Origin of the sequence: Streptomyces sp. NPDC102462 (assembly GCF_044765425.1) — a bacterium.
In the GTDB taxonomy this organism is placed as follows: domain Bacteria; phylum Actinomycetota; class Actinomycetes; order Streptomycetales; family Streptomycetaceae; genus Streptomyces.
The window spans coordinates 108,109-121,408 of the sequence record NZ_JBIWKB010000009.1 but is presented as its reverse complement, the minus strand read 5'-3'; the positions used below and the strand labels follow the sequence as shown (position 1 = coordinate 121,408).

The following is a 13,300-nucleotide window of genomic DNA, read 5'->3' as shown; positions in this document are numbered from 1 at the left end:
CGCCGGGTGTCAGTGCCGAGGCATAGACTTCGACGCTGTCCCCCCGGACCGTCCGCAGCCGATCGGAAGATCGTCGACGATTGTTTCCTTTGGAGGCCGAAACCGTGTCGAAGCCGCCCTTCACGCACCTGCACGTCCACACCCAGTACTCGCTGCTGGACGGTGCCGCGCGGCTCAAGGACATGTTCAACGCCTGCAACGAGATGGGCATGACCCACATCGCCATGTCCGACCACGGCAACCTCCACGGGGCGTACGACTTCTTCCACACCGCGAAGAAGGCCGGGGTCACCCCGATCATCGGCATCGAGGCGTACGTCGCCCCGGAGTCACGGCGCAACAAGCGCAAGATCCAGTGGGGCCAGCCGCACCAGAAGCGGGACGACGTCTCCGGTTCCGGCGGTTACACCCACAAGACGATCTGGGCGGCGAACAGGACGGGCCTGCACAACCTCTTCCGGCTCTCCTCGGACGCGTACGCGGAGGGCTGGCTGCAGAAGTGGCCCCGCATGGACAAGGAGACCATCGCCAAGTGGTCGGAGGGCCTGATCGCCTCCACCGGTTGCCCGTCCGGCGAACTCCAGACCCGGCTGCGCCTCGGCCAGTACGACGAGGCGCTGAAGTCGGCCGCCGAGTACCAGGAGATCTTCGGTAAGGACCGCTACTTCCTGGAGCTGATGGACCACGGCATCGACATCGAGCGCCGGGTCCGCGACGGCCTCCTGGAGATCGGCAAGAAGCTCGGCATCCCCCCGCTGGTCACCAACGACTCGCACTACACGTACGCGCACGAGGCGACCGCCCACGACGCGCTGCTGTGCATCCAGACCGGCAAGAACCTCTCCGACCCCGACCGCTTCAAGTTCGACGGCACCGGCTACTACCTGAAGTCCACGGACGAGATGTACGCCATCGACTCCTCGGACGCCTGGCAGGAGGGCTGCCGCAACACGCTGCTGGTGGCCGAGCAGATCGACACCACGGGCATGTTCGAAAAGCGCGACCTCATGCCCAAGTTCGACATCCCCGAGGGCTACACCGAGGTCACCTGGTTCCAGGAGGAGGTCCGGCGCGGCATGGCGCGCCGCTTCCCCGGAGGCGTACCCGATGACCGCCAGAAGCAGGCCGAGTACGAGATGGACGTCATCATCCAGATGGGGTTCCCGGGCTACTTCCTCGTGGTCGCCGACTTCATCATGTGGGCCAAGAACAACGGCATCGCGGTCGGCCCCGGCCGCGGCTCGGCGGCCGGCTCCATCGTCGCGTACGCCCTCGGCATCACCGACCTCGACCCGATCCCGCACGGCCTGATCTTCGAGCGGTTCCTCAACCCCGAGCGCATCTCGATGCCCGACGTCGACATCGACTTCGACGAGCGCCGGCGCGTCGAGGTGATCAGGTACGTCACGGAGAAGTACGGCGCCGACAAGGTCGCCATGATCGGCACCTACGGCACCATCAAGGCGAAGAACGCGATCAAGGACTCCGCGCGCGTGCTCGGCTACCCGTACGCGATGGGCGACCGCATCACCAAGGCCATGCCCGCCGACGTCCTCGGCAAGGGCATCCCGCTGTCCGGCATCACCGACCCGCAGCACCCCCGCTACTCGGAGGCGGGCGAGGTCCGCGGGATGTACGAGAACGAGCCGGACGTGAAGAAGGTCATCGACACCGCGCGCGGTGTCGAGGGCCTGGTGCGGCAGATGGGCGTGCACGCGGCCGGCGTGATCATGTCCAGCGAGACCATCACCGAGCATGTCCCGGTGTGGGTGCGGCACACGGACGGCGTGACCATCACGCAGTGGGACTACCCGAGCTGTGAGTCGCTGGGCCTGCTGAAGATGGACTTCCTGGGCCTGCGCAACCTCACGATCATGGACGACGCCGTCAAGATGGTGAAGGCCAACAAGGGCGTCGACATCGACCTCCTCGGCCTCCCGCTCGACGACCCGAAGACCTTCGACCTGCTCCAGCGCGGCGACACCCTCGGCGTCTTCCAGTTCGACGGCGGCCCCATGCGCTCGCTGCTGCGCCTGATGAAGCCGGACAACTTCGAAGACATCTCCGCCGTGTCCGCCCTGTACCGGCCGGGTCCGATGGGCATGAACTCGCACACCAACTACGCGCTGCGCAAGAACGGCCAGCAGGAGATCACGCCGATCCACCCGGAGCTCGAGGCACCCCTCAAGGAGGTCCTGGACGTCACCTACGGCCTGATCGTCTACCAGGAGCAGGTGCAGAAGGCCGCCCAGATCATCGCGGGCTACTCGCTCGGCGAGGCCGACATCCTCCGCCGCGTCATGGGCAAGAAGAAGCCCGAGGAACTGGCGAGGAACTTCACCATCTTCCAGGCCGGCGCCCGCAAGAACGGCTACAGCGACGAGGCCATCCAGGCCCTGTGGGACGTGCTGGTCCCGTTCGCCGGCTACGCGTTCAACAAGGCGCACTCGGCCGCGTACGGACTGGTGTCGTACTGGACCGCGTACCTCAAGGCCAACTATCCGGCCGAGTACATGGCCGGGCTGCTGACCTCCGTCAAGGACGACAAGGACAAGTCGGCGGTCTACCTCAACGAGTGCCGCCGCATGGGCATCAAGGTGCTCCCGCCGAACGTCAACGAGTCCGAGTCGAACTTCGCCGCGCAGGGCGACGACGTGATCCTCTTCGGCCTCTCTGCGGTGCGCAACGTCGGCACGAACGTGGTGGAGTCGATCATCAAGTGCCGCAAGGCCAAGGGGAAGTACGCCTCCTTCCCCGACTACCTCGACAAGGTCGACGCAGTGGTGTGCAACAAGCGCACCACGGAATCGCTCATCAAGGCGGGCGCCTTCGACACGATGGGCCACACCCGCAAGGGCCTCACGGCGCAGTACGAGCCGATGATCGACAACGTGGTCGCGGTCAAGCGCAAGGAGGCCGAGGGCCAGTTCGACCTCTTCGGCGGGATGGGCGAGGACACCGGGAGCGAGCCCGGCTTCGGCCTCGACGTGGAGTTCACCACCGAGGAGTGGGAGAAGACCTATCTACTCGCCCAGGAGCGGGAGATGCTGGGTCTGTACGTCTCCGACCACCCGCTCTTCGGCCTGGAGCACGTGCTGTCCGACAAGGCCGACGCGGGCATCGCCCAGCTCACCGGGGGCGAGCACGCGGACGGCGCCGTCGTCACCATCGGCGGCATCATCTCGGGCCTGCAGCGCAAGATGACCAAGCAGGGCAACGCCTGGGCGATCGCCACGGTGGAGGATCTGGCGGGCTCCATCGAGTGCATGTTCTTCCCGGCCACGTACCAGTTGGTGTCGACCCAACTCGTCGAGGACGCCGTGGTGTTCGTCAAGGGCCGGCTCGACAAGCGCGAGGACGTGCCGCGGCTCGTCGCGATGGAGCTGATGGTCCCGGACCTGTCCAACGCGGGCACCAACGCGCCCGTGGTGCTCACCATCCCGGCGCTCAAGGTGACCCCGCCGATGGTCAGCCGCCTCGGCGAGATCCTGAGCCACCACAGGGGCGACAGCGAGGTCCGGATCAAGCTCCAGGGCCCGCGCAAGACGACGGTGCTGCGCCTCGACCGGCACCGGGTGAAGCCGGATCCGGCGCTGTTCGGCGACTTGAAGGTGCTGCTCGGTCCGTCCTGCCTGGCCGGCTGACCGCCCGCGGCGGCGGACCGCGCGACGGGCCCGGCGGCCCGCACCAGCCGACGAGGGGCGCACCCGCGCAGGGTGCGCCCCTCGTGTGCCTGGGTCGCGGCGGCCCCGTCGGGCTGTCGCGAGTCCGAGCCGGCGCGCGTCAGTTGTGGCCGAAGCTCTTCTTCTGCTTACGGGCACCGTCCGCCGGGCCGCCCTGGGCGTGCGTCATCGACGCCTCGTGGGACTCCGTCGTCGTCCGCGGCGACTGCTGCTGGGCCTGCTCGCCCTGCGCGGCGCGGTTCTGCGGGCCGGCCTGCTTGCGGTTCTTGTTCTTGGCCATGGTGATCTGCCTCCTGTGGGGAACTAGGGGCCAGGGCCGCCATCAGATTCACATAGGCTGACAACAGTCGCATTTCGGATAATTACCGTGTGTGACAGGGCAGGTCGGGACAAACAACCCGGATACGCCACGCCGAAGATCGAGTTCGAGCCGTTAACCCTCGCGTGGTCGGGCAGACTCGAAGCACAGCCTGAAGCAAACCTCCCGGGAAGAGGGTGAGTCGCGTGGACCGCTGCATCGTCCTGGTGGACGCTGGGTATCTGCTGGGGGCCGCCGCCAGTCTCCTCGCCGGTGAGCCCTCCCGCTCCCGCATCACCGTCGACCACGCCGCGCTCATCCAGGCGCTGCGCGAACGCGCCGAGGCCGACACGGAACGGCCGTTGCTGCGCATCTACTGGTTCGACGGCGCCCCCGACCGGGTCCCGCAGCCCGAACACCGCCGGCTGCGCGTGATGCCCCGCGTCACCGTCCGGCTCGGCGCCCTGACCCGCAGCGACGGACGCTGGGCACAGAAGGGCGTGGACGCGGCCATGCACGCCGAGCTGACCGAACTGGCCCGCAACCGCGCCTGCTCCGACGTCGTCCTGGTCACCGGCGACGGCGACCTGCTGCCCGGCATGATGGCCGCCAAGGAACACGGCGTCGCCGTCCACCTGTGGGCCGTACAGGCCGCCGACGGCGACTACAACCAGTCCGAGGACCTGGTCGCCGAGGCCGACGAGCGGCGCGTCCTCGACCGTACGTGGATCACCAAGGCCGTACGCGCCAAGGAACTCACCGGCATCTGCGCACCGCCGCCCGCCCCCCGGCCCGAGATCGCCGCGATCCTCTCCGCGCCGCTGCCCGAGTCCGCGCTCACCGCCGCCGAACCGTCCGCCGTTGAGGACGCCGAGCGTGCGCCGGCGGCCGGGACGGCGCAGGACGGCGCGCAGGAACGGGTGCCCGCGCCCAAGGGCGTCCCCACCCCCAAGGACCTCGCCGCGCTGCGCGCCCCCGGCGCCCAGGCTGCCCAGCACCCCACGACCGCGACCCTGCGCTGGTCCTCCGACAAGGGCTGGGTGGACCGGCCCGGCGTCCCGGCCGAGTCCCCCGACGCCGCCTCCATGCCGACGCTGGCGCAGCTGACCACGGCCGAGCAGCGCTGGGCCGACCGGGAGGAGGACATCACGACCGTCGGCGGCGACCCCTACGAGGTCGGGCAGGTCTTCGCCCGGCGCTGGATGTCCCGCCTCGGTGACACCGGCCATCTGCAGAAGCTGTCCGGCATGTACCCGCGGGTCCCGCACCGCATCGACGGCGAGCTGCTGAGGTACGCCGCACGCTTCGGGCTCCTCGCCCACAAGGACGACCAGATCGACGAGCACGACCGTTACGCCATCCGGGCGGGGTTCTGGCGGGAGATCGACGTCCGCACCGCCGCCGAGCACGGCCCCGGCGCGGAGCGGGCCGAGCCGACGGCCCCCAACGCAGAGCGGGCGCCGCGCACCCCTTAGGCTCGTCCCTTGTGATGACGCGCGCGGCACAGGCACTTCGGCACCGGGATGACGTCGTGTGCGCGGTGCGCGGACTGACCAAGACCTATCCGGCGGTGCGCGGACGGCGCGGCGCCGCCGGCACGCCCGAGGTGCGCGCCACCGACGCGGTGGACCTGGACGTCCGGCGCGGCGAGATCTTCGGACTGCTCGGGCCGAACGGGGCCGGCAAGACCACCCTGGTGCGGCAGATGACCGGACTGCTCAGGCCGGACCACGGCGGCGTCGAGATCCTGGGCCATGACATCGTGCGCCACCCCGAGCGGGCCGCCCGCATCCTCGCCTACCTCGGCCAGGAGTCCACCGCCCTCGACGAGCTGACCGTGTCCCTCGCCGCCGAGACCACCGGGCGGCTGCGCGGCCTCGACGTACGGCAGGCCCGCGCCGAGCGGGACGCCGTACTGGACGAACTGGGGCTCACCCCGATCGCCGGGCGGGCCCTGAAGAAGCTGTCCGGCGGGCAGCGGCGGCTCGCCTGCTTCGCCGCCGCGCTGGTCGGCGAGCGCCCGCTGCTCGTCCTCGACGAGCCGACCACCGGCATGGACCCGGTGGCCCGGCGCGCGGTGTGGGCGGCCGTCGACCGGCGGCGCGCCGAGCACGGCACCACCGTGCTGCTGGTCACCCACAACGTCATCGAGGCCGAGACCGTCCTCGACCGGGTCGCCGTCCTCGACCGGGGCCGGGTCATCGCCTGCGACACCCCCGCCGGACTCAAGGAGCGGGTGGCAGGCGAGGTGCGGGTGGAGCTGGTGTGGCGGGAGCGGGCGCCGCTGGAGGTGCCCGAGGTCGCCGTGCTGCGGGACCGGGCCGTGGAGTCCGGTCGCCGCTGGACGCTGCGCCTGGGGCCCGAGGAAGCCCGGGCGGTCGTCGCCACGGTGACCGGCGGGGCCGCGTTCGCCGCCCTGGACGACTTCACCCTCGCCACGCCCAGCCTGGAGGACGTCTACCTGGCGCTGGGCGGCGCCGCGCGGCAGGGGCTGGTGAAGGCATGACCGGGGCCCCGAGGAGCGTGATGCGCACGATGAGCGCCGGGACCGTCGCGTCCGTACCGTCCCCGAGGGGCGGCCCGGCCGCCGTGCGGGAACCGGGCGTCGTAGGGAAGAGGAGCAGCACGACGTGAGCGTCACACCCGTGAAGGTGCCGGCGGGCAGGGCCCCGACCGTGGCGGACACGGCCGGCGGCCCGGCCCGGCTCGGACCGCGCGCGCGGCTGTGGCCGTCGCTGATGGCCGTCTACCGGGCCCAGCTGTCCCGGGCCCGGGTGGCGCGGATCCCGCTGCTGTTCGTCGCGACCTTCCAGTCGGTCGGCATCATGATCATGATGCGGGGGGTGGTGGACACCCGCGGCGAGGCGCAGTCCGTGGTGGCCGGTTCGTCGATCGTGGTCGTCGCCTATGTGGCGCTCAACCTGCTCGCCCAGTACTTCGGGCAGCTGCGGGCCAGCGGCGGGCTCGACCACTACGCCACGCTGCCGGTGCCGCCCGCGGCGGTGGTGCTGGGCGCGGCGGCCGCGTACGCGTCCTTCACCGTGCCGGGGACCCTGGTGACCGCCGTGTTCGGCTGCCTGCTGTTCGGGCTGCCGCTGACGAACCTGTGGATCCTGCTCACGGTGATCCCGCTCGCCGGAGCCGCGCTCGCCGGGCTCGGCGCGGCCTGCGGACTGCTCGCGCCGCGTCCCGAACTGGCCACCCTGCTCGGACAGTTGGGCATGTCGGCGGCACTGCTGCTGGGCGTGCTGCCGCCGGACCGGATGCCGGAGATCGTCCGGCTGGCCCGCGATCTGCTGCCCTCCACCTACGGCGTCGAGGCGTATGCGCGGACCTTCGGGGACCGCCCCGACTGGGCCCTCGTCCTCGCTGACCTGGGCGTGTGCGCCGGAGTCGGGGTGATCTCGCTGGCCGTGGCCACCTGGGCGTACCGCCGGGCCGCCGTCCGATGACGCGCCGCACAGGCCGGCCTGGCACGATGTCAGGGTGACCGCACCGCTGACTCCGCCTCCGCCGCCACCCGACCAGTCCCCGCACCAGGTCTGGCAGGCGCCGCCTGACGGTGCGGTGGGCGGCGCGTACGAACAGGACGGTCCCGGAATGAAGTCCGAAGTGCGCGAGGCCGTGGTGGTCACCGTTGCCGTGGCGCTCTGCGGGGTGCTGCTCGGCCTGCTGTGGTGGTGGCTGGCCCCGCATGTGCCGCTGGTCGGCGACCAGGTGGGCAAGAACTGGGTGGTCTACCTGAAGGACAGCGAGGGGGAGCAGGCGATCGGCGTCGACGGCACGTTCACGCTGCTGGCCCTGGCCTTCGGCGTGGTCAGCGCGGTCGTCGTCTTCCTGGCGCGGCGGCGCGGCGGGATACCGCTCGTGGTGGGGCTGGCCGTCGGCGGGCTGCTCGGATCGCTGCTGGCGTGGCGTCTCGGGGTGTGGCTCGGGCCCACTCAGGACGTGATCGCCCACGCGAAGTCCGTCGGCAAGGGCGTGACCTTCCCGGCCCCGCTGAAGCTGGGCGCGCCGGGGGTGCTGCTCGCCTGGCCGGTGGCCGCGCTGGTGGTGCACCTGGGCCTGACGGCCCTGTTCGGCCCCCGCGACCCCGACCCCTACCACCAGGACCCCCGCCACGCCCCCTACGCAGCACCCCCGGCCTAGACACGTCCCCTGCCGGGCGCGTGAACGGGTCCCGCCGGGTTCCTGGGCGGTGGACCGCGTCCTGCTCGGGGCGCTGTCGACGGGGTGGGTCGCGATGATGGTTCCCGGCGCGCTCCAGGTCAGCTGCCCCACTGCCGTCTGCCGGATGCCGTCGGGGCGCGTGACGTCCGGCCCGGGGCGTTGCCGCCGGAGGCGGGGCGGGGCGGCGTTTCAGGTCGCCCGTCGCGCTGGGCCGCCGTTTTGGACGGCCGGGCACGGCTGGGACGCCTGACTCCGGCCCGGCCGCCGCACCCGCTCGCGCACCCCGGGCCGGTTCGGCGCGTGCCTCTGGCCCGGCCGCCAGCGCCGGCTCGCGCAGTCTGGTCGGTCCGGCCGCCCACGTCCGCGCCTGCAGCCTGGGTCGGTCCGGCGCGTGGCCGTGGCCGGGTCGGCCGCGCCGGTTCGCGCAGTCTGGGTCGGTGGCCGCCCGTGGCGGCCCAAGCGTCCGGCCCGGGGCGTTGCCGCCGGCGGTGGGGCGGGGCGTTTCAGGTCGGCCGTCGCGCTGGGCCGGCCGTTTTGGACGACCGGGCACGGCCCGGACGCCTGACCCCGGCCCGGCCGCCGCACCCGCCCGCGCACCCCGGGCCGGTTCGGCGCGTGCCTCTGGTCCGGCCGCCAGCGCCGACTCGCGCAGCCTGGGTCGGTCCGGCTGCCCGCGTCCGCGCATGCAGCCTGGGTCGGTTTGGTGTGGGAGCTGGGGTCGGTGGTCCGTGCCGGGCCGGGCCGCCGGAGGCGCGGTGGGCTACGCCGGGCGGCTTCCGTGGTTGGCGCGGTGCTTCTTGGTGCGCCACTTGCGTTTCCGGGTCTTCTTCGACATGCCCCCCTGCTTAACCGAGGAGACGGCGTCCGTCGAGGGGTCACGCACGCCCGATGGGCGCGCGGACCGCGTCGGTGAGCGCGGCCAGGTCGTCGGGGGACAGCTCGACCTCCAGGCCGCGGCGGCCCGCCGAGACACAGATCGTGCCGTGGGCGGACGCCGACTCGTCGAGGACCGTAGGGAGCTTCTTGCGCTGGCCGAGCGGGGAGATGCCGCCGCGGACGTAGCCCGTGGTGCGTTCGGCCAGCGCCGGATCGGCCATCACCGCGCGCTTGCCGCCCACCGCCGAGGCCAGGGCCTTGAGGTCGAGGGAGCCCGCCACCGGGACCACCGCCACGGTCAGCGCGCCGTCGACGTCCGCGACCAGGGTCTTGAAGACGCGGTCGGGGGAGACGCCCATCGCCTCGGCCGCCTCCTCGCCGTAGGAGGGATGGGCCGGGTCGTGCTCGTAGGAGTGGACCGTGAAGGCCACGCCCGCGGCGGTGAGCGCCACCGTGGCCGGGGTGCCGCCCTGCTGCTTCTTCGACTTCTTCGCCATCGGCTCTTGGGTCTCAGTTCAGACTGGTCGGGCCGCGCGTCAGGTCCGACGCCGGCAAGGACGGCAGATTACGGATGATGGCGGTCTCCGCGCGAAGGAGTTTCAGTTCGTCCCGCAGCCGGGAGGCGGTGTCCGGGGCCTGGAGCAGACGCTGCTTCGTCGGGGTGTCCAGCATCATCGCCGCCGCCACGAGGTAGGAGACCACCGACGGCTCGTCGGGGAGTTCGGAGCCCGTCGACAAGGACCGCTCCCGGGCCCCCGCCAGCCGCTTCTGGTACTGCCGGAACGACCGCAGCACCCCCTCCGCCAGGGCGCCCGCGCCGTCGCCCGGCACCTCGGGCAGCTCCTCCAGCTCGGCGGTCAGGAACGGCCCCGACGCGTCCACCGACAGCAGCCGCACCCGCCGCGTCCCGGTCGCGAGCACTTCGAAGGTGCCCCCGGAGCGTTCCCGGATCGTCGCGGCGTCCGCCACACAGCCCACGCCGTGGAAGGCCCGCAGCGGGTCGGCGCCGAAACCGGCGGCCGGGCCGCGCTCGGGCACCGCCGTGGGGTCCGGCATGCCCGGTGCGCTGGGCGCCACCTCGTGGCCGTCGCGGATCGCCACGACGGCGAACCGGCGCGGCTCGTCCTCGGCGGTCTTCAGCAGCTCGCGCATCATGGCGCGATAGCGCTCCTCGAAGATGTTCAGGGGCAGCACAAGCCCCGGGAACAGTACCGAGTTCAGCGGGAAGAGGGGCAGACGGACGGTGGTCACGGCGTCACAGCCTAATGGTCACCGGCGGCGGCATGTCCGCCGTGCTCACTCCGTGGTCGTCGGGGACCCGCTGCGTGGCCGCCGCGGAGAGGGGATCAGCCCGTCCCGGGTGGGCCGGCCGGCCCCCGCGGGAAGCTCCTCACGCAGCCGCAGGAACAGCCCCAGCGGGTCGTCCGACACCCGGTCCCAGGGGAAGGACGTGACGTACGGGCCGGTCAGGCGGAACTGGTCCAGGGCGTCCGACCCGCGGTCCAGGCACACCAGGACGTACGCCAGGAGATTGCGCACCTCGGCCGGCCACGGGTCGGCCGCCGGGTACCGGGCGGAGAGCGCGATCGCCCGGTCCGCGGCGGCGTCCAGGCGCTCCGGGGGCACTCCGGCGCCCGGCCCCAGGCAGGCGAGGGCCGCGTGCGCCGGGAGTGCCTGGACGAGCGCGCCGGGCGGCGCGTCCTGGGCGGCCGACTCGGCGAAGTCGAGGCATTCCCCGTGGGAGCCGTGCCAGGTGGCGGCGAGGTAGCGCAGCGCGGCCACGTGGCAGCCGTAGTGGTGCGGGGAGCGGCGGACCGCCTCCGTCCACAGCCGCTCGAAACCGGTGTGGCAGGCTCGGGTGCCGCGCGCGTGGTCCAGCGCGATCCGCCACGGCACCGGGTCGCCGGGCTCGGCCTCGGTTGCCGCGGCGACGAGCGGGCTCACCCCGAGCAGCAGTTCGGCCCGCGCGGGGGAGGCCCAGCACCGGTCCACCGCGAGCTGGGCGCGCAGCAGCAGGGCGTCCGGGTCGCCGGGTGCGCCGGCGTGCCACTGCTCGGCCCACTCGGGGCGGGAGCGGGCGAAGGCGGCCAGGCGCCGTACGTAGCGGTCGCGGTCCTCCCACTCGGCGGCGTCGCGGGTGGTGGCGAGCAGCTTCGCCGCGGGCTCGTACTCGCCCCGGCCGGCCGCTACCAGCGCGGGGGCCAGCCGCTCGTCGGGCGCGTCGAGCAGCACCTCGTCGTCGGCCGGCGGTGCGTCGCCGTGGCGCGAGGCGGTTCGGGACCTCCGTGCGGAACGGAGCAGCGCGCGCAGCAGAGCCATGGTGTCGACCATTGAAAGTCCGCAGGTCGAGCCGACGCCAGGGCCTTCACACAACCCACGGAAAGTTGTACATTCCCCGGTCAAGTGAGGGTAAAAGGTAACGCAGCGCCCCGGAGGGGCGCGGGGAACTGCGCGACCAGCCACAACGCACCCGCAGCCGCCCGACGGCCTATAACGGCCCAACCAGCGGAGCTACCCTCGTCGGAGCAGCCGCGTAGCCCCCGCCGCCACCGTGGTCGCCAGGATCCAGCCCAGCAGGACCATCGCCGCGGCCAGCCACTGCCAGCCGCCGCGCAGCTGCCACTGGCTCGCCTGCCCCAGGTCGATCACCGGCAGCAGCAGGTCCAGGGCGAACAGGGCCGGGCTCCAGCCGGGATGCCCCGAGTTCATCGGCTCCAGGGTGGTGTGCGCGAAGGCGAATGCGCCCGCCGCCCACAGCACCGCCATCCACACGGCGGCCCGGCCCGGCCGGTACCCGTAGGCGACCGTCCAGTCCTGGGCGTACCCCCACAGCTTGCCGGCCAGCGGCAGCGTCTCCCGGCGCCTGCGCTGCTTGGCGAGCAGCACCTCGCGCGCGTCCTCGTCCTCGCCGGCGCCGCGCAGCACCGCGGCCAGCCGCTCGTACGGCTCCGGGTTGTACTCGGCGGTCGCCGCCGCCACCCACTCCAGCCGCCGGGTCAGCGGGAACGGGCCCCGCGGCACCAGGGTCTCGTAGCCGAAGCCGCCCATGTGCAGATTGCCCGGCCCCGGCCAGCTGCCCGCCCGGTCCACCAGGGTGACCACCCGCGCACCGGACAGCACCACCTTGCCGTGCTCCGGCCGCTCCCCGAGGAAACGCAGCTCGGGCGTCTGCACCCGGCGCAGCGACAGCTCCTGCTCGTCGGTGAAGACGAACCGGGCCCCTTCCAGGTCGACCGCGTCCCCGAACCGCCCGTCGTCGAGCCGGACCCCGCCCTGGCACTCGAACCGCTGGATCCGGGTGCCGCGGGCGGGCGTGGTGCCGCTCAGCAGCGGGTTGCCCAGGCCGGCCGGGGTCAGATACAGGGTGCGTTCGACGGTCAGCTGGGGCGCGTTCAGGGCGAGGCGGGTGTACGGGTTGGCCAGCCGCGCGCCGCGCAGGCTCAGCGACACGCCGACCTGGGCGCTGCGCAGGCGCAGCTCGCCGTGCGACTCAAGCAACTCCGCCTGGAGGTCCTGCCCGACGGTCAGGCCGTCCGCGGCGATCGAGCGGCCCGTCCGGTCCCGGTAGACGACGGCCTGGTTGAGCAGCAGGTCCGTGCCGATGTGCGCGTCGGTCAGCCGGACCCCGTTGTGGAACCGGCAGCGCGGCAGATGCAGATCGCCCTCGGTGTGCACGCGGGCCGCCTCCAGGCGCGGCACCGCGCAGTCCACAAGACGCACCGTCGTGAACCGGGCCTCCGGCAGCAGTACGTCCCGCTCGAACCGGCAGCCCTTCATCTCGACGTACGGCGTGACCGTGCCGCCCGCCAGGTCCAGGGTGCCGGTGATCCGCACCCCGGCCAGCTTCAGGGACGACACCCGGCCCGCCAGCGCGGGCGGCCCGTCGAGCAGCAGCCAGGCGATGATGCGGGCCCGCACGCTGCGCTCGGGCCCCCAGGGGTGCCCGCCGTGCGGATCGTCGACGATGGCGTCGCCGTTGCTCAGGTCGTAGACGCTGCCGTTGCGGAACGCCTGCCACATCCCGGCCTCGGTGGCGGTCAGGTCGTCGGGCACGTCCCCGGCGCGCAGGCCGGTCCCCTCGCTCACCGCTGTTCCCTCCTCCTTTACGGCTTTACGGTCACGCGCGGGTCCACCCCGTCGTGTACCACCGGTCATGCCCGCTGAGTGACGCGCCGAACGCCGTATGTGAAGAGGATCTTCCGGCTTCCGGGCGAGTTCTGTATCAGCCATTGATACGCGCGCACCACCCGTCACCCCGGTCTGCGAGAATTGA

10 protein-coding genes are annotated in these 13,300 nt (G+C 72.4%); 5 read left to right on the top strand and 5 right to left on the bottom strand.

Annotated elements, in window-relative coordinates; translation table 11 throughout:
- The first annotated feature begins 104 nt into the window (after positions 1-104).
- Complete coding sequence (gene dnaE, locus ACIRFL_RS10875; protein ID WP_404026390.1) at positions 105-3,644, top strand: DNA polymerase III subunit alpha; 3,540 nt, start codon at positions 105-107, stop codon at positions 3,642-3,644.
- 139 nt (positions 3,645-3,783) lie between these two features.
- Here the strand turns inward: dnaE and ACIRFL_RS10870 are convergent, their stop codons facing one another.
- The gene (locus ACIRFL_RS10870) at positions 3,784-3,963 is read right to left on the bottom strand and encodes a hypothetical protein (RefSeq protein WP_388720678.1); all 180 of its coding nucleotides are present in this window, start codon (positions 3,961-3,963) and stop codon (positions 3,784-3,786) included.
- A 224-nt stretch (positions 3,964-4,187) separates the two neighbouring features.
- Here ACIRFL_RS10870 and ACIRFL_RS10865 point away from each other — a divergent pair, with 224 nt between their 5' ends.
- The 4 genes from ACIRFL_RS10865 (at position 4,188) to ACIRFL_RS10850 (ending at position 8,130) form a co-directional block, all read left to right on the top strand.
- A complete protein-coding gene (locus tag ACIRFL_RS10865; RefSeq protein ID WP_404026388.1) occupies positions 4,188-5,456 on the top strand; it encodes an NYN domain-containing protein in 1,269 nt (422 codons plus the stop codon).
- A 56-nt stretch (positions 5,457-5,512) separates the two neighbouring features.
- Positions 5,513-6,487, top strand: coding sequence for an ABC transporter ATP-binding protein (locus ACIRFL_RS10860; RefSeq protein WP_404026590.1), 975 nt, complete (start codon positions 5,513-5,515; stop codon positions 6,485-6,487).
- A 124-nt stretch (positions 6,488-6,611) separates the two neighbouring features.
- Positions 6,612-7,433 (top strand): ABC transporter permease, encoded by an 822-nt coding sequence (locus tag ACIRFL_RS10855; protein ID WP_404026387.1) that lies wholly within the window; start codon positions 6,612-6,614, stop codon positions 7,431-7,433.
- Between the two features lie 34 nt (positions 7,434-7,467).
- Positions 7,468-8,130, top strand: a complete 663-nt coding sequence (locus ACIRFL_RS10850) for an AAA family ATPase (RefSeq protein WP_404026384.1) — start codon at positions 7,468-7,470, stop codon at positions 8,128-8,130.
- Positions 8,131-9,026: 896 nt separating this feature from the next.
- Here ACIRFL_RS10850 and ybaK read toward each other — a convergent pair.
- From ybaK to ACIRFL_RS10830, 4 genes are all read right to left on the bottom strand, one after another.
- Positions 9,027-9,524 (bottom strand): Cys-tRNA(Pro) deacylase, encoded by a 498-nt coding sequence (gene ybaK, locus ACIRFL_RS10845; RefSeq protein ID WP_404026383.1) that lies wholly within the window; start codon positions 9,522-9,524, stop codon positions 9,027-9,029.
- Between the two features lie 13 nt (positions 9,525-9,537).
- Positions 9,538-10,278, bottom strand: coding sequence for an LON peptidase substrate-binding domain-containing protein (locus ACIRFL_RS10840; RefSeq protein ID WP_404026380.1), 741 nt, complete (start codon positions 10,276-10,278; stop codon positions 9,538-9,540).
- A 45-nt stretch (positions 10,279-10,323) separates the two neighbouring features.
- Positions 10,324-11,346: a hypothetical protein gene (locus tag ACIRFL_RS10835; protein WP_404026377.1), complete on the bottom strand. Its 1,023-nt coding sequence runs from the start codon at positions 11,344-11,346 to the stop codon at positions 10,324-10,326.
- Between the two features lie 192 nt (positions 11,347-11,538).
- On the bottom strand, positions 11,539-13,113 hold the full coding sequence (locus ACIRFL_RS10830) for an oxidoreductase (protein ID WP_404026375.1): 1,575 nt from the start codon (positions 13,111-13,113) through the stop codon (positions 11,539-11,541).
- Positions 13,114-13,300: the final 187 nt, after the last annotated feature.

Bases quoted from the DNA above. Each gene is read 5' to 3' on its own strand.
- ybaK (WP_404026383.1), bottom strand. From the start codon at position 9,524: ATGGCGAAGAAGTCGAAGAAGCAGCAGGGCGGCACCCCGGCCACGGTG.
- ACIRFL_RS10835 (WP_404026377.1), bottom strand. From the start codon at position 11,346: ATGGCTCTGCTGCGCGCGCTGCTCCGTTCCGCACGGAGGTCCCGAACC.
- ACIRFL_RS10870 (WP_388720678.1), bottom strand. From the start codon at position 3,963: ATGGCCAAGAACAAGAACCGCAAGCAGGCCGGCCCGCAGAACCGCGCC.